Below are 23,879 nucleotides of genomic sequence, written 5' to 3' on the forward strand. Positions count from 1 at the left end.
ACGTAATGCAAAGATAACACTTTTTGGCTATAGAAGAGGTTGTTCAAAGGAAGAAGAAAAGAGTGTAAAGGACCATGGAGACAACCATCATAAATATAAACATCAGTAGATAGGTAGTGTCATCAAAAACCATTTTGCCTTTCTGTCTTAATCCCATCATGTGTAGAGGCATCATAAAAGGTATGCATAATGCCATGTTCTGCAAGAAATAACTCTCAAAGAAGAAATGATTGGCAATGTGCAGTGAAAGTGCTAAAAGCAAGTAGCTACAAGTGTAGCCATAAACTCGTCTAGTAGTTTTCTTGTCCATGATGAGTTGATTCAATTTCGTTATATCCGATCTGAAAGTAATCTCTATTAAAGTCTTTGTTTCGAAGTATTTGGCTATCCATAAGCACCACATCAATATCCAGAGCTACATCACCAGAGGGCTCTTTCTTCCTCCCAAATTGAGATTCAATTTGCTTTGTCTTTGCAATCATCTCATCTAGTGTAAGGGAGCTTTCCACTCGTAGCACACTATTTAGGTACTTTCTTGACGAGTACTCTGATACATCATCGGTGATGTAAAAGCTAGAGAACTGACTGCTTGGAAATTCAGTTGAGAGATAATTCTTTATCTTTTCTTCCGAATCCAAATAGGTGGTCCCTACCGAGAGCGTATAGACATACTCAAAGGGCTTACCTAGCCCAACCATCTTCCGAGACATAAGGATTTGGCACCCACCTCTCGCCAATAAGTACATAACAAAGGCTGCCCAAAGATTATGATTGACATCTGTAAATGGTAGCGTAAAATAGAGAGCAAAAAATACCGCAACAGCAAACAACATACTTAGGAGCATTTCGCGAGTCGCAGTAATCCCTACAAATACACCATCGTATAAGAAGGCGAGGAAACCCAAAACAGGCAATAGGTAGACCCAAATCAAATAGTTATGAGCAATATTGATCACCTCTTCCTTATCAGTTAAAAAGGTAAGAAAAGGCTCCGAAATAATGAAATACAGCAAGCTAGTTATTAATGCAAATGTAGCGCCCCATACTATCAGCAATTTAACCGACTTTGTAAGCAAGTGCCTATTTTTCATCCCATAATAGTGTCCTACAATTGCTTCACCTGCAAATGCAAAGCCATCAACAAAATTATTGAAGAAGGTAAAGGCCTGGTATAGAAGCGCATTGGCAGCTAATATCAAGGCCCCTTGGGTAGACCCCGCATAGGTAAAAAAGGCCGAAATCAATGAGATGAGTATAGTACGCAGAAATATGTGGAGATTGGTGCCAAAGTATCTGCGTAGCCCCACCTTTAGCTCTTCTATCTTTCTCGGTAGCGAGACACGATTTTTCTTAAAATAGAGCAGATAGGCTCCGATCAGCAGTGATGTAGCACCAAGCCATTGTGCCACAAGGGTACCAGTAGCAATGCCGGTGATGCCTTTTCCCCCCAATATCACCAAGCAGGCACTAATGGCGATATTAGTGACATTGGTCATAATACTAACCGCCATCGGATACCAGGTGTTCTGCATGCCAATAAGCCAACCATTGAGGGCTAATGTGCATAATACGGCTGGTGCTCCCCATACAACTATATCATAATAGATCGTGGCGTATGAAATAAGCCCACCCTCTGGCTTAAGAATCAATAAAGTGAGATTTAATATCGGCTGCTGCAATAGCAAGATAAATACCCCACCCATCAAAGCAATCAATAGCGATTGGGTGAGGTTCCGACCCATAGCAAGGTGATTGCCAGCTCCATGAGACTGTGCGGTCAAGCCTGTAGTACCCATTCTGAGGAACGAAAAATTCCAATATATGAGATTGAACATAGTGGTAGCTATGGCTATGGCACCTATGGCATAGGCATCTTCCAAGTGTCCTGAGAGCGTGAGGTCTACAATCCCTAGAAGAGGTACTGTGAGATTACTCAGTATATTAGGCAGAGCGAGTTTAAGTATTCGCCTATTTATCGCACTGGTTTCAGACATTTGAGCTTACCTGTCTTTTCTTGAGCAATGAGCCATCTCCATAGCTTAGAAAGCGATAATCATTACGCAAAGCAAAGTCATATATCTTGAGCCAATCGCTCCCTATGAATGCAGCTACCAATAATAGCAGAGTGCTATTGGGCTGGTGAAAATTGGTAATCAAATAATCAACCAGCTTATAGGCGTATCCAGGAACAATGATTAATTGGGACTGCCCAAACAATCGATCAACACCGTTGGCCTCCAGGTAGTCTATCAAGGCTTTTATCGCCTCCTCAGTTGTAGCAGAGGTTGTTGTTTCGTAGGGTATCCATTGAGGTACACTGAGGGGATCATTTGCCGACTCTATAACCTGAATACCCATATAGTACAAACTCTCTAAAGTGCGGGTGCTAGTCGTGCCTACCGACACTATAGGCCTTTTTTCGAGGAGTGCATTATAAATAGACTGGAGAGATGAGAGCCGTACTTCAATCACCTCAGTATGCATCTCGTGCCCTCCCATTGTAGCACTCTTCACGGGCAAAAAAGTACCCGCACCTACGTGCAGAGTTATTGGGATCTGCTCTACCCCCTTCTCCTTGAGCCTTGAAAGCAGCTCTTCTGTAAAATGAAGGCCAGCCGTAGGTGCTGCCACACTACCCTCTTCACGAGCATAGACCGTTTGGTAATCCCTCAGGTCACTCTCCTCTGTATCTCTATTAAGGTACGGTGGAATAGGTAGCTCCCCCAAGTGCTCAAGGAGCTCTCCGAAGGTCATCTCATTGGACCATTCAAATCGAATTAAAGAGCCACTGCTGCAATGACCGTCCACTCTACTTACCCTTAATAGGGTACCATCTGCAAGAGGCTGGTACAGGTACTCTTCCTTCCATTTACGTGACTGCCCCACCAGGCAATGCCAGATGACCTCATGTTTTGTGCTTAGTGACAACTCATAGAGCGATGGAGAGTACGGCTCAAGGCAAAAGACCTCTATCCGAGCACCAGTTTGACGGAAAAAAGTCAATCGAGCTCTAATAACCTTGGTGGTATTCATTACCAATACCGAATTGCTAGGCAATAGACTAGTCAAGTCGGTAAAGTCATAACTCTCTATATTGCCCTCGGCATAATAGAGCATCTTGGCATGGTCCCTCTCCTCCAATGGATATTTTGCAATCCTTTCTGGTGGGAGGTTGTACGTATAATCTTCAATTCGTATCTCTTGCGGATTCATCATTTCCATATTTTATTTACAAAGCTAATTAAAAGCTTTGACTACTTAGGATATTAAAGCCTCAAAATAGCAAAGAGGTACTGATCTAGTCAATACCTCTTCTGCCTTAATATACAAAAGTAAGCCTTATGAGCGAGCTTGCTCTACGATGGCCTTGAAAGCTTCAGGGTGATTCATTGCTAGGTCAGCGAGAACCTTGCGATTGATATCTATACCCTTAGCCTTAAGCATACCCATAAACTTAGAGTAAGATAGACCTTCCTCTCTAGCAGCTGCATTGATACGCTGGATCCATAGTGAGCGGAAATTACGCTTCTTGGTCTTGCGGTCACGATAGGCATACTGAAGGCCTTTCTCCCATGTGTTCTTGGCTACAGTCCATACATTCTTACGTGCACCATAGTAGCCACGGGTTTGCTTTAAAATCTTTTTCCTCTTCGCTCTTGAAGCGACGTGATTTACTGATCTTGGCATTGTTCTAAAAATCTTTGAGCGTGAGCGGCATCACCTACATTGGTAAGGCTCTTGTAAAGGGCAATCACACTCTGTTAAAAAAATCTCTTTTCTCTGCTTAAAAACTTACTCAACCTATACCGAGAAGCTTCTTCACACCACGCACATCAGACTTGTGTACAAGTCCAGCGTTAGTGAGGTTACGCTTCTGCTTCTTGGTTTTGTGAGCCAAAATATGGCTCTTGTAAGCATGCTTGCGCTTGATTTTACCTGATCCGGTGAGAGAAAATCTCTTCTTAGCACCGGGATTAGTCTTCATCTTAGGCATTCCAGTCAATTATTAATTAGTTATCAAATAAGTCTACCTTCGGCAGTAAAGAAGAGTTGCATCCCTTCTCACCACCTCTGATAGAAGTTGTTACTTTTTCTTGCTAGCTCCCTTTAGAGGTGAAAACATCATAATCATCCTTTTCCCCTCAAGTTTAGGCATCTGATCCACCTTGCCATACTCTTCAAGGTCTTGCGCGAATCTTAGGAGAAGCAATTCTCCTTGATCCTTAAAGACAATAGAGCGACCTCTAAAGAATACATAGGCTTTCACCTTATTACCCTCTTCAAGGAATCCCTTTGCATGACGTAGCTTAAATTCGTAATCGTGATCATCGGTCTGAGGACCAAATCGCACCTCTTTTACTACAATCTTCGTCTGCTTAGCTTTCTGCTCCTTAGCTTTCTTCCTCTTCTGATATAGATACTTTTGGTAGTCAAGTATCTTACAAACTGGTGGTTCAGCATTAGGCGAGATCTCTACCAAATCCAGCTCTTGCTCATCCGCAATTCTACGAGCCTCTTGTATGGAGTAGATTCCCTGCTCAACATTGTCACCAACAAGCCTTACTTCACGAGCTCTAATCTGCTCATTGATCTTCTCTTGTGGCTCATCGGCCTTATTATATGGGCCCCTCGGATTTCGTCTATTAATATTCCCCATTCAGTTTGTAGTCAATCAGTCGTTTATTTATGCTAGTTTGTTTATTGTTATTACTTATTTTTCCTCTGTAGCTTGTTGCTCATAGCGCCAAGCATTCATCTGTGCGTCAACTTCCTTCAACACACGGTCTGCAAAGATACCAATTTTTTCGGAACCTTGATCACCTTGTCCCTGAATTCTCACAGATACAGTACCCTCCTCAGCCTCTTTTTCGCCTACGATTAGGAGGTATGGAATACGTTTTAGCTCATTGTCGCGTATTTTCCTGCCTATTTTCTCGGCTCTATCGTCTACTAAAGCTCGAATGTCATGCAGTGCTAGCTCTCTCAATACCTTGAATGCATAATCATTAAAGCGCTCTGAGATAGGAAGGATAGCCACCTGATCTGGAGCCAACCACAATGGGAACTTACCACCAGTGTGCTCAATCAAAACAGCTACAAAACGCTCCATAGAGCCAAAGGGTGCTCTGTGAATCATTACCGGACGGTGCTTTTGATTATCCTCGCCCGTGTACTCAAGTTCAAAACGTTCAGGTAGATTGTAATCTACTTGAATGGTACCTAGCTGCCAGCGACGACCAAGCGCATCCTTCACCATAAAGTCGAGCTTAGGACCATAAAAGGCGGCCTCGCCATACTCTATATGAGTCTTTAGCCCCGTCTCATTACAAGCTTCAATAATCGCTTGCTCAGCCTTATCCCAATTCTCATCCGAACCAATATACTTCTCCTTGTTATTAGGATCTCTCAGCGAGATTTGAGCTTCAAACTGATTGAAGTCAAGAGCTTTAAAGATGATAAAGATAATATCCATCACCTTGATAAACTCCTCCTTAATCTGATCTGGACGGCAGAAAAGGTGCGCATCATCCTGAGTAAATCCACGCACGCGAGTGAGACCATGGAGCTCCCCACTCTGCTCGTATCTATATACCGTTCCAAACTCTGCCAAGCGTACAGGGAGATCGCGGTACGACCTTGGTTTGGTCTTATATATCTCGCAGTGGTGAGGGCAGTTCATTGGCTTGAGCATAAATAGCTCACCCTCTTGTGGCGTCTCAATAGGCCGGAAGGCATCATCCTTGTACTTAGCATAGTGCCCAGAGGTTTTATACAGGTTGATATTCCCGATATGTGGTGTCATCACCTGCTCATAACCATATTGCTTTTGGATTTTTCTTAAAAACTCCTCTAGCTGAAGCCTTAGCTGTGTACCACGAGGTAGCCATAGGGGCAATCCTGCACCTACATTTTGTGAAAAGGCAAATAGCTCCAGATCCTTACCTATCTTTCGGTGGTCACGCTCCTTAGCCTGCTCCAAAAGGGCTAGATACTCGTCCAGCATCTTCTTCTTAGGGAAGGTGATGCCATAGATTCTAGTCAGCTGTGGTCGCTTCACATCTCCTCTCCAGTAAGCACCAGCTACGGTGAGGAGCTTGATAGCTTTAATACTCGAGGTATCGGGGAGGTGAGGCCCTCTACAAAGGTCGGTAAAGCCACCCTGAGTGTAGGTAGTAATGGTACCATCATCCAAGTCGGTGATCAGCTCCACTTTGTATTGGTCGCCTTTCTTATTCCAGTAATCAAGTGCATCTTGTTTTGAAATATTCTTCCTCACAAGTGTTTCTTTCCTAGATACCAGCTCTCGCATCTTCTCCTCAATGGCAGGAAGGTCAGACTCTTTTATCTGTACCCCCTCACCTGGGTCTACATCGTAGTAAAAGCCATTTTCAATGGCGGGTCCAATACCAAACTTAATCCCAGGATAAAGCTCCTGAAGGGCCTCTGCCATCAAGTGCGCACTGGTATGCCAAAAGGCATGCTTGGCTTCGTCATCCTCCCACTTATGAAGCCGGAGCGAAGCATCTGTCTCAATAGGACGAGTGAGATCCACGATTTTATCGTTAACCGTCGCAGCTAGCACCTCCTTAGCGAGCCTAGGACTAATATCCTCAGCCACTTGTAGCGCAGTCACCCCACTCTCATACTCCTTTTTCGAACCATCAGGCAGAGTTATTGTAATCATATCCTTACTCATGATAATATCTGTATTACGGTATATCCTAATCTTTAATCACACAAAGATAGTATAAATATTGCAATCTCATCATTGATAATCGAATGTAAATTGGCTTATTGGACAATTCATGATGTCTGAAGGTAAGAAATAATGCCATTAGAGGGAGAGGGTAACCATCCGCAAGACTAGAATCGAGCATGAAAGCATCGATCCTTCATACTCGATTCTAGACAGCAAGAGATCGCTTGCCCTAAATATCAAACTGCATCAGATGGCTTTCTCCCGAATAGCTTTTCGATCTCATCGGCAGACATAGAGCAAAGACGTTGGTAGGTCTCCCAAATCTCTTTGTATTTCGCTGAGAGATGTGGAACCGACAAATGCCTACCACTCATACCTATTTCATCAAGTTGTTGCTTGAGATCCTCTACAATGGTTTGATGTAGAATAGTAGCATCTTGAATGACATGTGGTTCTACCACTTTTCTATCAACAATACCAGCACTAATGAAGATCTCTTCCGCAACTTGGTGAATATTGGTCTCTTCCATATATGGATTAGATGGTTGTAAGTAAACAGAAAGGAAGAAGTCCTTATTTCCCTTTGACACACAGCTAAGATCTCGAGCTACTCCAGAGAAGTATCGTACCATGTTTTCTAGAGTCACGATATTGGCCTTCTTAGCTTCGTCTTCAAGCCAAGATTTAAGGCTAAAGTCACAAGTTAGATCATTAAAATGATTGAATAGTAAAAAGAGCGAGTTAAGTCTTGAGAACTCAAGACCACCCTTCTCATTCGTCTTTAGCTTGTTTAGCTTGGCATTCATTTTCTCAATCCAATGGAAGGTCGACGGTATGTTAACCGAGTCTGCGATAGTGGGTAGGATGACACAGTCCATTTTCGTCAGATAAGTGAGGGCCTCCTCATTGTCTAGAGAGTCATTAAAGTCATAGATATAGACATCACATTCAGGATAGGCTTTCTCTATAGCTTCAGGCATCATCTCCTTTTCAAATCCTATTTGCATATTGATAATAGGGGGTGCAACTCTCTTGCTAACATCCAATCCGTGAGCTCCAAATATTTCTTTTGCTAGCTCTTTATTCTTTTCAATAAAATCCTCTTCCCACTGCTTTTGGGCTGAGATAGGATGTTGATAAAAGTCACAATCAACAAAACACACCTTCTTGCCGTAGGTTTCACGAAGAATAGTACCGAGTACTACGGATAATGTGGTTTTACCAGTGCCACCCCTGGACCCAGCTAGGGCAATTCTTTTCTTTTCCATAATAAAACACTTTTGTAATTACTAATAACACTTCAAGGCATAACAATCTAAGTAGCGTTAGCATAGGGAATTTAGCCTTACCATCAGAGATCGTTAAGCTCAATATGTATTTGCCTATTTGGGTCACTACTTGACAGAAGCGCAAGCAGTTTGAAACATCAGCCGTACCACTCATCACCAGATGGTGATACGGATTGTGCATTCATTACTTTCTAAAAGCAGGAATAGCACAATAATCATCTAACTATCCGACTGGCACACACTTACTCAAAGCGATTAAAACCAATCTTCAAAAATACGGCACAAAATAAGTTGGATAAGAAAGCCCATAGAAATGGTCTCTTCATCAAGCTTAATGCCAAAAAAACACAATAATTTTTAATGAGGGTGGAGCTTTTACTCCCATACACCTCAGGTCGACCCATTGCAAATCTAAGAATATTTTCTGACAATTGTATCGTATTTTCAAAGAAAAGTGCATATCCTGCCATACGGACCTTCAATATCAGCGATTATATCTATCCAAATGATATTCACTGGGGGTTGAGGCTACCTTGGACCGACTTATTCTTCTTTTATGCGCTCCAATTCAAGAGAAACCATCTCTTTGAATTGTAATAACCTCGCTGCATACTCCCCATAAAGAAGCGTGTGAGAGCAATCTTTGATTTTAAGCTCAATGTCTACATTGGATAGCGTTTTCTCTATAGCAGTCCACATCTCAAACTCTGAAGTCATACCAAGCTTTTGCCTTAAATAATTACTATCAGGTCTTGCAAGTCCTAAGAGAAACGTCAAATCATAAAGATCTGCTCCTCTTTCCTCATTGATAAAAGCGGCAACTTTCATTGCACATAATATCTTTATAGGTGGCAAACAAACTGGGAAAATGAAACCCGCCCGAGAGATGAATTGATACTCTTCTCGATAATCTACACCTTTTTTATGAGCTTCTACCCGTATATGGATATCTTCCCCATCATCTCGGAGCTGTGGAAAAATGATATCTCGTCCATACAAATTTAGAGAAGTGTTATCCAGGTTATCTGAAACCACATTTAATCCATTACCCTCTAAATATCTAAGGATATCATCTGCCAATTCATTGAACTCTTTTTTGGTAAGAGATTTGAAATGAAATTCAAGTTTCTCAGCAAATCTATTATTATTATAGACGAGACGTAATGCTGTCTCACCAACTAGGATCAATCTATCACTGTATTTATGCCGAGATATGAAGTCTAATATCTCTATTTCCAAATACTCCCTATGAACGTGATGGTTAAAAACGGGAGCTACAGGGATAAAACTCCCCAATAGTCTTCTTATATTATCAATCCTCAGCATAATAACACACACCTAAGATCAATTCATCTCAATACTATTTAGCAATACACCTGTAGCAATATTCGCAGTCGATCATCCAAACTACTGATGCCAAAACGCTCTGAATAAGAGAATAAGATCTCACGATCCACCACATCATTCATGATATAGTCATCAAATCTTAATTCTACAAAGTCTTCCTCTGTATTGTAATAAGGATTCAAGTACAAGAAGTCCAACAATGCCTTTTCAATAGAAGCTAAATTGTAGGCTTGTTTGCCATTATTCATCATAAACCGCTCATACCCCCAGAATAGCTTTGGACTAATCGTTTGATAAGCGAAGGAAGAGACTTCATTGCTAAAAGTCATGGTCTTAAGTGTACTGACAGCGGTAGTACTAAATATACCTTCGGGTATTAGACCATAAAGCGATAGTGCTGTCTGTAAGCTGACATATGACGGTCTGTAGATAAATTGAGATAAGAAATAGTTATACCTTCCACCACTTAAGCACTCTCTAAATGCGTAATAGCCATTTCTAAGCTTGATGATATAACCTTTCTTACACCAACGGTAAATGTTGGCCATATTGAATTCAGGAAGCACCATCATTACTTGCCTAGTAGTGAATGCAACCCCACCAATAAAGAGCTCTCTAAATTGTATATAGTTCATACCCTTGCTAAAGAAGCAAATGTAAACAAAATATTAGTAATTACTAAGGTAAAAAGCGAAAATTTCCAGGGGTTACACATTTTAGGACAAAGGACTTCTCTAGGCACCTCCATAAATTTCCCATGCTGGTAGGGTAAAAGTTGAGATGCAACTAAGCAATCGGCGAGATGCAACTCGGCAAATGCTTAGTTGCATCTCGCCGATTGCTTAGTTGCATCTCGGTTGAAGCTTATACTAGAGTATTGAATTTCAGTTGTTTGTGAAGTGGCCTCTAGGACCCTCTTTTAGCTGGATTGCTCACCTTATTTCGTAGCTTGAAACTTCTGGAAAGCGAAGTACCCATCTTCAAAATTCGCAAGTTTGACTCTTTATGCTCTGATTATGATCGTCATTCCGAGTACTTCACTCCAAGTGAGATGCCGCGACGAAACCGCTTCTTTAGCTTTTCAGCGCCAACCCGCATTTGAAGCGAGGCAATTGCCTCAGGTAATAAAGAGGTATTCGCCCACTTCGCTTTTTCAGGCAACAATAATGGCTCTAAGGAAGACATTAATTGGTCATTAGTGAGTTTTTCTAAAATAGAGATATCAAGGGAGAGCTGCTCTACCAAACTACGCCCCACCCACTTCATTACGATATCACCATTGGGCATGATATATTTTTCTCCAAGAAACCAGATATCAAATATCTCTTTTCCAGCTACATTATCTCCCTTTCCTAATGCAATTAACTTGTGAGTATAAATATCGGATAGGCTCATCACATTTAGAGAAAAGCCATCTAAGCAGAGCAAATCAGTCTCTTCTCTCCAATATTGATTTGAGATCTCAACCTCTAAGGGCCAACCCTCTTCACCATACTCTAAAACAACTTTCGCCCCAAATGGATCTAAAACCTTCTCACAGATGGTTCCATACATACTGACTATTTTAAGCAAACGCTTAAAAACAAGTAGTTCCTGCTTTCTATCAACTAGCGTAAATTCCAAATTCAATGAGAATCGTGATAGATCATAAAAGAACATCAACGAAGTGCCACCTTTAAATATCAGTAGTGGAGACAACTCCTTATCTAAAGCTATATCTTTAAGGATATTGTATAAACAGGAATAGTGGGTGTCCATCATTCTCATAGCGATAGGATAGTTGAAACTCGTTTTGTTAATGCTTTATTATCATAAATAGGGAGTAAGTCAAGCACCTTATCCTTATCTATGGGAGAAATATTTTCATAAGTTCTCCATTTATCCACATAGCATAAGTCTAGAAATGCACGCTCCAAACTGGCAATTGTATAGTTTGGATTGATAACCTTACCCTTTTTATTAATTAATATAGAGTTAGATAGCTTTCTGAATATAAAAACATTTTCAGACGGAGCAAATATCAATTTTGGTTGGTATGAGGCGAGAGTGATAGCGTTGTCATATTGAAAAATAATTCCATGCATCCTAAGAACTGTCTCCATAGATATGTAGGAAGGTATTTGGATCTTATTAGCGAACTCAAATATTTCATACCTAGGCAGTGCATAAATGCCGTATCTTAACCTCAAAAGATCACCACTAAGCACTAGACGGGACAAACGACCAGGCAAGGATGAAGCGGGGATCACTCCTTGTGTGAGAAGCCTTACTTCCTGAGTGGTAAATACAGTCTTTCTAGAACTATATAAAATTCCTATTAGTGTTTTCATAGGGGTAAAGGTAAGTTAGAAATGCCAAATATCCAAATTTCAGCTCATATTTTGAGCATATTGCCCCCACCTACTTATTTGGTATAACATACTCTACAACCCTAATGGAGCACAACTCACAAAAATATTATACTCCCTACTCCATTCTTGCAAAAGCATTTGATTGGCATAGTCTAATCTTTTCTGTAACTTTGTGGACCTTGCAGGAGCGAGGTTGATAAAATTAATAGGACTAGTAACAATTACAATTTGTATGGAATGGAGAGATAAGCTATCCCAAGAGCCACTTGAGAGAAGTAGCGGAGAGGATAGCAAGAGGAATAGATACCGCCGTGAGGCAGGAGATAACTCCATGAAGAGCCCTCTTGGCACTTCAAGACAATATAGCAACTCGGATGGATCGGAGGAATCAAGCCCCTTCCGTGGCTCACAGGTGCGGAGACGACGTCGTATAAGCGAAATGGATAATAACAAGATCTCTAGTAATAGAAGTCGCTTTTCGAATGACGCCCCCCAACTTAGTGATAGGCAGTATGGCGCGGAGTACGCAAGCAACTTAGCTGAGAATAGGAGCCAAAGGAGCTTTTATAAAGAGCAATACTCACAGGTGCGAGAAGCGAAGCGACAAATCTACGCTGAGGGGAGGGTAAGAGTGAGTGGGGGAGGGTATGGTGAAGGATTCTCTCGTGGCAATAACTATAACAACTCCAAAAACAGGGCAAGGGTCAGCCGACAAGGAGCTAGCGGAAGGTCCCCAGCTCCATCACGTGGGGCTCGCTCCATGAGAAAAAGCGAGCTTCAGCCACCAGTGTACGATCAGGATCCAATTGATATATCAGAGGAGATAAGGCTCAATAAGTTTCTCTCCAATGCTGGGGTATGCTCTAGGCGGGAGGCCGACGAGCTGATCAAGGTGGGGGCTGTCCTGGTGAATGGAGCACCCGTGACAGAGCTAGGCACCAAAATCACGGCTCGAGACCTTGTAGAGGTGAATGGGCGTGAAGTACGGCCGGAGCAAAAAGTTTACCTACTTCTGAATAAGCCACGGAATTGCGTCACCACCACGGATGATCCTCAGGAGCGTCTCACAGTGACCCACTTAGTAAGGAAGGCATGCAAGGAGCGCATTTATCCCGTAGGGCGTTTGGATAGAAACACTACAGGAGTACTCCTTCTCACGAATGATGGGGACCTCGCAGCACAACTAGTCCACCCTTCGCATAAAAAGAAGAAGATCTACCATGTGTGGCTGGATAGAGAGGTGGCGGCAGAGGATATGCAAAAGCTGGCCGATGGCGTAGAGCTAGAGGATGGCGAAATGCATGCTGATGCCATTAGCTATGTCACTGAAGACGATTTATCGCAGGTGGGCATAGAGATTCACTCTGGACGTAATCGGATCGTTCGCCGCTTGTTTGAGCACCTTGGGTATCACGTAAAGAAGCTAGATAGGGTCTACTTCGCTGGACTCACCAAGAAAAATCTAGGTAGGGGCAAGTGGCGCTACCTAACTCAAGATGAGGTGAATAACCTTAAGAGTGGAGCATTTGAATAAAATTAATTTGTAGAAGTGATGGAACGCAGTAAGATTGTAGATATACTCATTGCCCCAAAATTGGGGAATGATGTAAATATAAAGGGATGGGTAAGGACCAAAAGAGGCTCTAAGGGGCTTAGCTTTGTGGCGATCAATGATGGTAGCTGTATTCATAATATGCAGGTGGTGGTGGATCACAGCCTATTTGATGCCGAAATGCTAAAGGATATCACCACAGGAGCGGCGGTAAGTATTATCGGGAAACTCACAGAATCTCAAGGCCGTGGGCAGAGTGTGGAGATACAGGCTTCGGCTATTGAGATATACGGTAAAGCAGACCCTAATAGCTACCCACTCCAAAAGAAGGGGCATAGCATGGAGTTCCTTCGTGAGATTGCTCACCTACGCCCTCGCACCAATACCTTTGGAGCGGTATTTAGGATCCGGCACAATATGGCCTATGCCATCCACAAGTTTTTCCACGATAGGGGTTTCTTTTATTTCCATACACCACTGATCACCGCATCGGACGCAGAGGGGGCTGGTGCTATGTTTGAGGTAACAACTCTGGACTTGAATAACCCTCCCCGTACCAAAGAGGGAGGCGTTGATTATAGCCAAGACTTCTTTGGAAGGCGCACCAATCTGACGGTATCAGGTCAGCTGGAGGGAGAGCTAGCTGCCACTGCTCTGGGTGCCATCTATACCTTTGGCCCTACCTTTAGAGCGGAAAACTCCAATACGCCTAGGCACCTTGCGGAGTTTTGGATGATTGAGCCAGAGGTGGCTTTTTACGAGATAAAGGAGAATATGGACCTCGCCGAAGAATTTATCAAGTACCTGGTGCAATGGGCTCTTGATAATTGCAAGGATGACCTAGCCTTCCTGAATGAGCGGATTGATAAGGGGCTTATTGAGCGACTAGAGTCGGTAGTTAAAAAAGACTTCATACGCCTCTCATATACTGAGGGGATCAAGATACTGGAGAAAGCGGTAGCTGATGGGCATAAGTTTGAGTACCCTGTCTATTGGGGTGTGGACCTAGCTTCGGAGCATGAGCGGTATCTAGTGGAGAATCACTTCCAATGCCCTGTGATTCTGACCGACTACCCTACTGAGATTAAGGCTTTCTATATGAAGCAGAATGAGGATGGCAAAACGGTCCGTGCTATGGATGTGCTTTTCCCAAAGATTGGTGAGATTATTGGAGGTTCGCAAAGAGAGGAGAGCCTTGAGAAGCTCATCAGTCGCTGTAAGGAGGTAGGGATTCCTCTCTCTGAGATGGATTGGTACCTAGATACTAGGCGGTTTGGTAGTGTGCCCCACTCTGGATTTGGGCTTGGCTTTGAGCGACTACTACTATTTGTGACGGGAATGGGTAATATTCGTGATGTGATCCCCTTCCCTCGCACTCCCAACAATGCTAACTTTTAATCCATCGGCGTATGAAAAAGAAAGTCTTATATATTTCCCTACTGCTTCTCGCCATCCTAACTACTACAGGTTGTAGAAACAAGCGCATCTCCTATACCGATATGATAAAAAGGGAGCATAAGGAGATCCAAGCTTTTATGGACAAGAAGGGGTTTAAGGTGATTAAGGACCTCCCTAGTGACCTCAAGATGGCACCCAACGAGTTCGTGGAGCTAAAGAATGAGGTGGGTGAAGGGATAGGAGTATGGATAAACGTGATCGAGGCTGGGAAGGCCGAGGATATGGCAGTAAGTGGTGTAACTCCCATATTGGCTAGATTTTCTTATCAGGCGATAGGCGACCGAATGAAAAGCGGGCCTACCTTCTTTAACAATATTGGCTCTACACAAAGTAGTGAGCCCGGCGTCACCTTTATTTATCAAGCTGATATTAATATGGAGTATTTTCGTGGTGGCATCCAGCCAGCACCCAACTCCACGAGAGGTGAAGAGAGCATGCAGCCTTTTGCATGTAATGCTATGATGTTGGCACTTAAGTATGTGCCCATCGGATCTACAATTCAGATGATTGCCTCATTTAGAGAGGGGCCAGCCTTCACGTTCCAAAGTAGTTCGTTTTTCAAAAACGATAATGATATTGGTATCGCACTTTACTACGACCAGCTCAAGTTCAATAGAAAACAGTGATCAATTATGAGTCTAATTACATCAATATCTGGCATTAGAGGTACGATAGGAGGAGACCAAGAGAATGGTCTCAACCCGATTAATATAGCTCAGTTTACTGCTGCCTACGCGCAGTTTATTCGCCACAATAGTCCGCTCAAAAGTGGTAAGATAGTGGTAGGGCGTGATGCCCGCATCTCGGGTAATCAGGTGAGGCACGTGGTTATTGGCACATTAATGGGTATGGGATTTGATGTGGTGGACATCGGTTTGGCCACCACACCTACCACCGAACTAGCGGTTACATACGAGCAAGCCGATGGTGGTATCATCATTACAGCGAGTCACAACCCCAAGGAGTGGAATGCTCTGAAGCTACTCAACCATCAAGGTGAGTTTTTGAATGCTGAGGAAGGTGCCAAGGTGCTTTCGCTAGCAAAGTCGAATAACCTTCAATTTGCGAGTGTTGGGGAAATTGGAAAGGTTTCTGAGGAGTGCTATACCGATCGGCATATTCAAGAGGTTCTTTCCCTTCCTGAAGTGGATGTAGAAGCAATAAGAAAGGCAGGGTTTACGGTAGCTGTCGACACCATTAATTCGGTTGGTGGAATTGTGATCCCCAAGCTACTGGAGTCGCTTGGCGTAAAAGAATATCATATAGTACACGGTGAACCAACTGGTGATTTTGCCCATAATCCTGAGCCATTGCCACACAATCTACAAGATCTCTCCAAGTTGGTGGTAGAGAAGAAGGCATGCGTAGGCTTTTCAGTCGACCCAGATGTTGATCGACTAGCTATATACAATGAAGATGGTACACCCTTTGGCGAAGAGTATACACTGGTGAGCGTATCGGACTACCTATTATCGCTCTACCCAGGGCACAATACGGTCTCCAATCTTAGCTCCACACGTGCACTCCGAGATGTAACTGTGAAGCATGGAGGCAAATACTATGCTGCCGCAGTTGGCGAAGTTAATGTCACTACAAAGATGAAAGAGGTAGATGCGCTTATTGGTGGAGAAGGAAATGGTGGAGTGATCTACCCAAAGTCGCATTACGGTAGAGATGCCCTTGTGGGGATTGCACTTTTCCTCACAATGTTGGCGAAAAGAGGGGCAAAGCCTACGGAGATCTTAAGTACCCTTCCAAAGTACTTTATGATTAAGAAAAAAGCGGAGCTAACCCCTACCCTACAAGTGGATATAATCCTCAAAGAGATAGAGGACGAATACAGGGAGAAGGCAGAGGTGACTACCATTGATGGAGTGAAGCTAGACTTCCCCGACAAGTGGGTTCACCTTCGGAAAAGCAATACGGAACCTATAGTACGCATCTATGCCGAGGCCAAAACAGAGGAGGAGGCAGAAAACATTGCGAACGAAATAATCACTAAAATTCAAAAATAGTTATGAGACACCCAGTAGTAGATAGATTTTTAAGATACATCGCTATTGATACTAAATCGGATCCTGAATCAACAACTACACCTAGTACAAAGATTCAATGGGATCTAGCCCATGAGCTCCAAAAAGACCTAGAAGAAATGGGGCTAAAGGACATTTCTCTTGATGATAACTGCTATCTAATGGCAACTCTTCCAGCTAATTGCGATTGGGATCAGCCAACGATTGGATTTATTGCACACATGGATAGCGCTCCAGATATGAGTGGTAAGGATATCAAGCCACACTTTGTACAGTATGAGGGGGGCGATATTGTCTTAGACCCAAATGAAGATATTCGGATTTCCCTGAAAACGTTCCCTGAACTTGAGAAGTACAAGGGTCAGGAGATCATCGTAACTGATGGACACACCCTTCTTGCAGCAGATGATAAAGCGGGTATTGCTTCTATCTTAGAGGCTATTCAGTACTTGATTGATCACCCTGAGATTCCTCACGGAACCATAAAGGTGGGCTTTACTCCCGATGAGGAGATCGGTAGAGGAGCTGATAAATTTGATGTAAAGAAGTTTGGTGCCGACTTCGCCTATACCATTGATGGCGGTGAAATAGGCGAGCTACAGTATGAAAACTTCAATGCAGCGGGGGCTAAAGTAACTTTCAAGGGGCTAAATGTGCACCCAGGAAGTGCTAAAGACAAAATGATAAATGCTCAGCTACTAGCTATGGAGTACAATAGCTACCTGCCACAAGCACTGCCTAGCAACACCGATGGCTATGATGGGTTCTATCACCTAGTAGGCATGAGTGGTACGGTGGAGGAGGCTGAATTGCACTACATCCTTCGAGATCATGACCGAGAGCAGTTTGAGCTCAAGAAAAGTTGTATCAAGGAGGTAGCAAAGCGCATCAACGAACTATATGGAGAGGGCTCCTGCATTGCAGAGGTTACCGACCAATACTTTAATATGAAGGAGGTTATTGCCGATAAAATGTATATCGTAAACCACGCAGCAGAAGCGATGAAGGCTTCTGGCGTAGAGCCTATAATTGAGCCTATCCGTGGTGGTACAGATGGTTCGAAACTCTCCTTTATGGGATTGCCATGCCCCAATATTTTTGCTGGTGGGCACAACTTCCATGGTCGTTACGAATACCTACCAGTACCTTCCCTAGTCAAGGCAATGGAGGTGATCGTGAAGATCGCTACTACTAAAGTGACAAAATTGAGATTTACTAATACTTTATAAAACAACATTATGGAACTAAAGAAAACACCCTTTACAGACATCCACATTGAGTTGGGTGCCAAGATGAGTGAATTTGCAGGCTACAATATGCCTATTCAGTACGAAGGGATCAACCCTGAGCATCTCAATGTGATTGAAAATGTAGGCGTCTTTGATGTCTCTCACATGGGTGCGATCGTAATAAGTGGACCAAAGGCACTTGAATTTATCCAAACCATCAGTAGTAATGACGCTACAAAGTTGGAGCCTGGCAAGGCACAATACACTTATATGCCAAATGGTAATGGTGGTATTGTAGATGACTTTATCATGTATCTTCTAGATGGTGGTAGGTATATGTGTGCTGTGAATGCTGCTAATATCGAAAAGGACTTCAACTGGATGAAAAAGCACCAGATTGAGGGCGTAACCATCGAAAATGAATCTGAGAGAGTAAGCATCTTGGCCGTACAAGGGCCTAAGGCAAAGCAAACCATTCAGAAGTGTGTGGATATTGACCTGAATACCATTGCTTACTACCACTATGCCTATGGAAAGTTTGCGGGGATAGATTGTATCATCTCCAATACTGGCTACACTGGTGCAGGAGGCTTTGAGCTTTACTTCAAAGATATAAAGGATGCCCACAAAGTATGGGATACTCTTTTTGAAGCAGGTAAAGAGTTTGGCATCAAGCCCACCGGACTTGGAGCACGCGATACACTACGATTAGAAATGGGCTTCTGCCTATATGGCAACGACATCGACGACACCACCAATCCACTAGAGGCAGGTCTAGGATGGGTCACTAAGTTCGTTGAGGGCAAGGAGAAAATGCCAAGCCGTGACCTACTCCTTAAGACAAAGGAAGAGGGAATCAAGAATCGTCTCATTGGGTTTGAGCTGAAGGAGAAAGGTGTTCCTCGCCATGGATATGAGATCCAGAATGCAGCTGGCGAGGTAATTGGCCGAGTTACTTCTGGAACGCAATCGCCTGTACTAGGCAAGGGAATTGGCCTAGGATATGTACAGGTGGCCTATAAAGAGCCAGGAACTGAAATCTTCATACACATCCGTAAGAAAGCAGTACCTGCAGAGGTTATCAAGCTCCCATTCCGAAAATAACATCTCAAGACCTTTGTAATAAAATAGGAGGAAAACAAGATTTTGTTTTCCTCCTATTTTATTACAGCTAAAGCCTCCATCACACTACTGTTTTTCTCGCTCAATAGTAATAATAGGCTTATCAAACCTAAGTGATAGCCAACTACGGATTAACTTCTCACGCTCATCACTGATTCTCTTATCCGTAAATAGCTTGATATAAGGAATGGTATCTACTACTTGTGTACTAACCATTGAGGAATCCTTCATAATGGAATCGGTATGGAAAGAGTATAATTCCCCAAATTGGCTATACGTAATTTCATCAAAAAGCTGCCGAATCTCGTGAGTGACGGCTTCGGCTTGAAAATAAAAGGCTTGTTGATTGCGGAGTGCCATATTGAGAGAGTCATTTTTTAGTTGCAGATATCTTGAGTAGCTCTTATCGGAGTCACTTTGCATATCCTTCAATATCGAAAGCCTAAGATTTTCGATATTCGATTTATCTGAACCTTGCTTGATAGATAGTATGGTATTCTTCAGACCATAAGATGGAAGTAGATCTTGAAGTCGCTGAATTTCGTCGGGTGAAATCTCCTCCCCTATGATATTGACATTGAAGTAATCTACAGAGTCGGTCTTAGTATTATTGTACGAGAGTACGAATGAATTATCAAAGATCATCTCCTCCTTAATAAATTTGTCCTGCTGAATCTCTTGGAACGTATCCTGCACAAATCGGTATGCCAAAATCACACTTGGAACTATGGTACATACCACGATTACTAGCACAAGATTATTTAGTCGCTTTCCTCTTACCTTATCCACGTAGGTAACTCTGCGATACTTAAGAAGTCTGATCACAATGAATGTAGAGAGGCCAATAAATACAGTATTGATAATGAAAAGATAGAAAGCACCAAAGAAATAATTCAGTTGCCACGTAGCCAACCCGTAACCAGCACTACAGAGTGGAGGCATCAGAGCTGTGGCAATCGCAACACCCGGAATAACTTGCCCTTTTGACTTACTAGTGCCTGCTATAATACCTGCGGTACCGCCAAATAGTGCGATTAGTACATCGTAAGCAGTGGGCTGTGTTCGTGCCAAAATCTCACTAGACGCCACACTGATAGGGCTGATCAAGAAGTAAATAGTAGAAGTGATAACACTGATGGCCACTGCCATCCCAAGATTCTTGACGCTTCGTCCAACGAGGTTAAAGTCTGTAATTCCTAATCCTAGTCCGAAACCGATAATCGGACCCATCAAAGGGGAGATAAGCATGGCACCGATGATCACTGCAGTGGAATTCATATTCAGCCCCAAAGAGGCAATCAGAATCGCACAGATAAGGATGAACATTTTAGTGCCTTTGAACTCCACATCTGACTTGAGGGCATCAATAATCACCGTCTCATTTTCCTTTTCATGACGCATATCAAAAAATGAAGCGATAAACTGCCAAAGAGATTGACCCGACCTTTCCATATTATCTTGAAATAAGTATAATCATGTGGCTCTGGAGTAATAAAATGAATAGAATTAATTGATTCCTTTCTGAAGTCTATTTTCCCTATCATTAACTAACGCAGATACCTTTCCTACAATTATCTATTGCAAAGATAATAAATATTAGAGACCGTTGCACCAAGTGCGGAGAAGAGAATATAGGTCTGCTGTACAGATAGACATTTTCTCGCAAAAAATCAGTAAATTGCGTTCGTGTAGGTTCCATTCTAAAGACAAAAGATTATTGGAGCTTATAGTTGTCTATATCAAGAATAAATGAACAAAAAGTTATGAACGAAACAATACTGGTAATATATCTAGCGGGGGGATGTTTTTGGGGAGTAGAACACTATATGAAGTTACTGCCAGGTGTGGTGGAAACAGAAGTGGGATATGCCAATACTATTGTAGAAAAACCATCATATGAGGAGGTCTGTACGGGCAAGACTGAAGCGGCTGAAACAGTGAAGGTCTCTTATGATAGCAGTAAGGTGTCGCTATCGTTTTTACTAGACCATTTCTTTCAAATCATCGACCCAACCACTCTTAACCAGCAAGGGAATGATAGAGGAACTCAGTATCGCACTGGGGTTTACTATACTGATGCTGCTGATAGGCCCATTATTATGAATGCTTTTGCAAGACTACAGAGCAAGTATTCTAAGGTATTGATGGTGGAAGTAAAACCTCTAAAGAATTTCTTCAAGGCTGAAACCTATCACCAAGATTACTTGAGTAATCGACCAGGTGGATATTGCCATGTGCCAATAGAAATGTTTGGTCTTGCTAAGAATGCAGTGGTACCGAAAGAATCAATAGCATCAGACAATGCTATTCGATCTGCCGAGAGGAAAAGATTGTCGGAAAGCAAAGATGAGCTAAAACAGAGGCTCTCACCCATCCAATATCTAGTAACTCAAAATGAGGCAACAGAGCGTCCATTTACCAACGAGTATAATGACACAAAAGAGGATGGGATTTATGTAGATATTGTCTCTGGTGAACCTCTTTTCTGCTCAAAGGATAAGTATGATGCAGGGTGTGGTTGGCCATCTTTCACGAAACCGATCAATACACAAGGTATCAACAAGAAGTCTGACTTCAAACTGGGCTATGAACGCATAGAAGTAAGAAGTAGCTCAGCAGATAGCCACCTCGGCCATGTATTTGAAGATGGACCAAAGGAGCAGGGTGGCTATAGATATTGCATCAATAGTGCGGCAATAAGGTTAATCCCAAAAGCCAATATGAAGAGTGAAGGCTATGGAGACTACCTCTATCTATTTGAGGATAGCACCGATTGATAGGTGTTACTTAAATGATTGTAGCGAAACGAGAGATGCATACCTACCATTCTTATCCATCAACTCTTGATGCGTTCCTTCTTCCACGATTGAGCCATCCTCTAGCACCACGATCTTATCCGCATTGGTAATAGTGGATAGTCTGTGAGCGATCACAATGGTAGTACGCCCCTTCATTAAGCGTTCAAGAGCTTCTTGCACTAGTCTTTCAGAAGCGGTATCTAGTGCAGAGGTGGCCTCATCTAGAATAAGTATTTCAGGGTCTTTTAGTACAGCTCTGGCAATGCTAAGCCTTTGACGTTGACCGCCACTAAGTTTTCCGCCTCGGTCTCCGATATTGGTGTCGTAACCTTCTGGAAGCTCTGCAATAAATTCCTCTGCATTGGCTATCCTTGCAGCTCTTTGCACTTCATCAAGAGTGGTCTTTGCGCCAAAGGCGATATTATTGTAAATCGTATCATTGAAGAGAATAGCCTCTTGATTTACATTGCCCATAAGTCTTCTTAGGTCAAGCATACGTACATTACGAATGTCTGTATCGTCAATGTACACTCCACCCTTTTGCACATCATAGAAGCGAGGTAGCAAGTCCACTAAGGTACTCTTCCCTGATCCACTAGCCCCTACGATGGCCACTGTTTGTCCCTTTTTAATGCTAAGATTGATATCCTTCAACACCCAAGTATCTTCATATTTGAAAGAAACATTCTTAAAGGAAATAGAATGATGAAAAGCGATATCTATTGGCTCCTTGGGGTCAGTAATATCATTCTGTGCTAGTAGAATCATATCTACTCGCTCTAGGCTAGCAAAGCCCCTTCTGATAGCATAGCTACTTCTTGAAAAGTCTTTGGCTGGATTAATGATACTATAGAAAATGACTAAATAGTAAATGAATGTACTGGCATCTAATCCACCCGTTTGGTCTAATATCAATGATCCACCATACCAAAGTACAATAGAAATCGTAACTGTACCTAGGAATTCACTCATAGGATGCGCCATCTGCTGCCTTTTAGACACTCGCATTGAGGTGTTTCTGAAGGTGTCATTGTAGCTAGAAAAACGCTTTCGAATCATCTCTTCGGCGTGAAAAGCTTTGATAATACGCAATCCACTCAGCGTCTCCTCGATCATACTAATCAGCATACCCCATTGCTCTTGAGCTAGAAGAGAGGTCATCTTGAGCTTCTTACCCACTTGTCCCATCACGTAACCCGCAATTGGAAGTACAATAAGAACAAATAAGGTTAATTCAGGACTAATGGCCACCATGGCTGCAAGTGAGATCAATATCATCAGAGGATTTTTGATCAGGGACTCTAGTGAACTGATGATAGAAGACTCTATATTATTTACATCACCCGTCACTCTAGCAATGATGTCTCCCTTTCGCTCATCACTAAAAAAGCCCAAAGGAAGCTCCATAATCTTATCATTGATACTATTTCGGATATCTCTTACCACACCGGTTTGAACAGGGATCATGCAGTAAAAACCCATATAAGCCGATGCCACCTTAAGAAAAGTAATCACAGAAAGATAAACGCCCAATATAATTAAGGTATTCGAAGCACCGTACTCCGTAATAAGCTGGGTAATATAGTAGAAGAAATTATTCTTGACAACTGTACCCAAACGAGATAACCCTCCCTCACTCCACAACTGTATGGTATCCCAAGAAATGAATTGATAAATCGTCTTATCGATTTTGAATAGGATATTCAAAATGGGCATAATTAGAGAGAACGCGAGGAGGTTCAATATAGGCGTTAAGATATTAAAGAATATATTACCGACTATATACCACTTATAGGGTGGTATAAATCTCTTGAGTGTCCGGAAAAGCTCTTTCATAAATACCTGATAATTAATTTCGGCATAAAAGGAGGATGTGGCATAAAGCTACACCCTCAAAGATTTGCTTGAAAATGTACTTCGGCAAAGATACCTATTCTATACCATAACAGAAAAGCTACCACATAGAAAACCTCGTGGTTGACTATGTAGTAGCTTTATTA

At 42.5% G+C, this 23,879-nt stretch carries 21 protein-coding genes; 7 read left to right on the top strand and 14 right to left on the bottom strand.

Annotation, left to right across the window (positions count from 1 at the left end; translation table 11 throughout):
- Positions 1 to 43 precede the first annotated feature (43 nt).
- From A3GK_RS10345 to A3GK_RS0103285, 12 genes are all read right to left on the bottom strand, one after another.
- Complete coding sequence (locus A3GK_RS10345; RefSeq protein ID WP_018028050.1) at positions 44 to 310, bottom strand: hypothetical protein; 267 nt, start codon at positions 308 to 310, stop codon at positions 44 to 46.
- Positions 291 to 1,994 (bottom strand): MATE family efflux transporter, encoded by a 1,704-nt coding sequence (locus A3GK_RS0103230; RefSeq protein WP_018028051.1) that lies wholly within the window; start codon positions 1,992 to 1,994, stop codon positions 291 to 293. Before A3GK_RS0103230 ends, A3GK_RS10345 begins: the two co-directional genes overlap by 20 nt.
- Entirely contained in the window at positions 1,987 to 3,222 is a 1,236-nt protein-coding gene (locus A3GK_RS0103235; RefSeq protein WP_018028052.1) for an S-adenosylmethionine:tRNA ribosyltransferase-isomerase, read from the bottom strand. Before A3GK_RS0103235 ends, A3GK_RS0103230 begins: the two co-directional genes overlap by 8 nt.
- Positions 3,223 to 3,339: 117 nt before the next feature.
- Positions 3,340 to 3,687, bottom strand: coding sequence for a 50S ribosomal protein L20 (gene rplT, locus A3GK_RS0103240; RefSeq protein ID WP_018028053.1), 348 nt, complete (start codon positions 3,685 to 3,687; stop codon positions 3,340 to 3,342).
- Between the two features lie 109 nt (positions 3,688 to 3,796).
- A complete protein-coding gene (rpmI, locus tag A3GK_RS0103245) occupies positions 3,797 to 3,994 on the bottom strand; it encodes a 50S ribosomal protein L35 (protein WP_018028054.1) in 198 nt (65 codons plus the stop codon).
- Between the two features lie 90 nt (positions 3,995 to 4,084).
- Positions 4,085 to 4,657: a translation initiation factor IF-3 gene (infC, locus tag A3GK_RS0103250; RefSeq protein ID WP_018028055.1), complete on the bottom strand. Its 573-nt coding sequence runs from the start codon at positions 4,655 to 4,657 to the stop codon at positions 4,085 to 4,087.
- A 54-nt stretch (positions 4,658 to 4,711) separates the two neighbouring features.
- Entirely contained in the window at positions 4,712 to 6,685 is a 1,974-nt protein-coding gene (thrS, locus tag A3GK_RS0103255) for a threonine--tRNA ligase (RefSeq protein ID WP_026161681.1), read from the bottom strand.
- 251 nt (positions 6,686 to 6,936) lie between these two features.
- The gene (locus A3GK_RS0103260; RefSeq protein ID WP_018028057.1) at positions 6,937 to 7,968 is read right to left on the bottom strand and encodes a nucleotide-binding protein; all 1,032 of its coding nucleotides are present in this window, start codon (positions 7,966 to 7,968) and stop codon (positions 6,937 to 6,939) included.
- 564 nt (positions 7,969 to 8,532) lie between these two features.
- The gene (locus tag A3GK_RS0103270; protein ID WP_018028059.1) at positions 8,533 to 9,315 is read right to left on the bottom strand and encodes a nucleotidyl transferase AbiEii/AbiGii toxin family protein; all 783 of its coding nucleotides are present in this window, start codon (positions 9,313 to 9,315) and stop codon (positions 8,533 to 8,535) included.
- Positions 9,316 to 9,353: 38 nt separating this feature from the next.
- Positions 9,354 to 9,971, bottom strand: a complete 618-nt coding sequence (locus tag A3GK_RS0103275; protein ID WP_018028060.1) for a type IV toxin-antitoxin system AbiEi family antitoxin domain-containing protein — start codon at positions 9,969 to 9,971, stop codon at positions 9,354 to 9,356.
- Positions 9,972 to 10,359: 388 nt separating this feature from the next.
- Entirely contained in the window at positions 10,360 to 11,103 is a 744-nt protein-coding gene (locus A3GK_RS0103280) for a nucleotidyl transferase AbiEii/AbiGii toxin family protein (RefSeq protein WP_018028061.1), read from the bottom strand.
- Positions 11,100 to 11,666: a type IV toxin-antitoxin system AbiEi family antitoxin domain-containing protein gene (locus A3GK_RS0103285; protein ID WP_018028062.1), complete on the bottom strand. Its 567-nt coding sequence runs from the start codon at positions 11,664 to 11,666 to the stop codon at positions 11,100 to 11,102. The genes A3GK_RS0103280 and A3GK_RS0103285 overlap by 4 nt, the downstream gene beginning before the upstream one ends.
- A 253-nt stretch (positions 11,667 to 11,919) precedes the next feature.
- Here A3GK_RS0103285 and A3GK_RS0103290 point away from each other — a divergent pair, with 253 nt between their 5' ends.
- Genes A3GK_RS0103290 through gcvT form a run of 6 tightly spaced genes read left to right on the top strand, consistent with a single transcriptional unit; the run spans position 11,920 to position 19,063 of the window.
- Positions 11,920 to 13,221: a pseudouridine synthase gene (locus A3GK_RS0103290; protein WP_018028063.1), complete on the top strand. Its 1,302-nt coding sequence runs from the start codon at positions 11,920 to 11,922 to the stop codon at positions 13,219 to 13,221.
- An 18-nt stretch (positions 13,222 to 13,239) separates the two neighbouring features.
- Entirely contained in the window at positions 13,240 to 14,637 is a 1,398-nt protein-coding gene (gene asnS / locus A3GK_RS0103295; protein ID WP_018028064.1) for an asparagine--tRNA ligase, read from the top strand.
- A gap of 11 nt (positions 14,638 to 14,648) precedes the next feature.
- Entirely contained in the window at positions 14,649 to 15,323 is a 675-nt protein-coding gene (locus A3GK_RS10970; RefSeq protein WP_018028065.1) for a DUF4827 family protein, read from the top strand.
- A gap of 6 nt (positions 15,324 to 15,329) precedes the next feature.
- On the top strand, positions 15,330 to 16,712 hold the full coding sequence (gene glmM / locus A3GK_RS0103305) for a phosphoglucosamine mutase (RefSeq protein WP_018028066.1): 1,383 nt from the start codon (positions 15,330 to 15,332) through the stop codon (positions 16,710 to 16,712).
- A gap of 2 nt (positions 16,713 to 16,714) precedes the next feature.
- The gene (gene pepT / locus A3GK_RS10355; protein ID WP_018028067.1) at positions 16,715 to 17,959 is read left to right on the top strand and encodes a peptidase T; all 1,245 of its coding nucleotides are present in this window, start codon (positions 16,715 to 16,717) and stop codon (positions 17,957 to 17,959) included.
- A 9-nt stretch (positions 17,960 to 17,968) separates the two neighbouring features.
- Positions 17,969 to 19,063, top strand: coding sequence for a glycine cleavage system aminomethyltransferase GcvT (gene gcvT / locus A3GK_RS0103315; protein WP_018028068.1), 1,095 nt, complete (start codon positions 17,969 to 17,971; stop codon positions 19,061 to 19,063).
- An 84-nt stretch (positions 19,064 to 19,147) separates the two neighbouring features.
- Here gcvT and A3GK_RS0103320 read toward each other — a convergent pair whose 3' ends face one another.
- Positions 19,148 to 20,533 carry a TIGR00341 family protein gene (locus tag A3GK_RS0103320; protein ID WP_018028069.1) on the bottom strand — a complete coding sequence of 462 codons (1,386 nt, stop codon included), beginning with the start codon at positions 20,531 to 20,533 and terminating at the stop codon, positions 19,148 to 19,150.
- A 311-nt stretch (positions 20,534 to 20,844) separates the two neighbouring features.
- Between A3GK_RS0103320 and msrB the strand changes: the two genes are divergently transcribed.
- Positions 20,845 to 21,858 (top strand): peptide-methionine (R)-S-oxide reductase MsrB, encoded by a 1,014-nt coding sequence (msrB, locus tag A3GK_RS10360; RefSeq protein ID WP_051052302.1) that lies wholly within the window; start codon positions 20,845 to 20,847, stop codon positions 21,856 to 21,858.
- Positions 21,859 to 21,864: 6 nt separating this feature from the next.
- On the opposite strand, the gene A3GK_RS0103330 is transcribed toward msrB, so the two are convergent.
- Positions 21,865 to 23,715 (bottom strand): ABC transporter ATP-binding protein, encoded by a 1,851-nt coding sequence (locus A3GK_RS0103330; protein WP_018028071.1) that lies wholly within the window; start codon positions 23,713 to 23,715, stop codon positions 21,865 to 21,867.
- Positions 23,716 to 23,879 lie beyond the last annotated feature (164 nt).

The sequence above is a fragment of the Porphyromonas somerae DSM 23386 genome (assembly GCF_000372405.1).
In the GTDB taxonomy this organism is placed as follows: Bacteria; Bacteroidota; Bacteroidia; order Bacteroidales; family Porphyromonadaceae; genus Porphyromonas_A; species Porphyromonas_A somerae.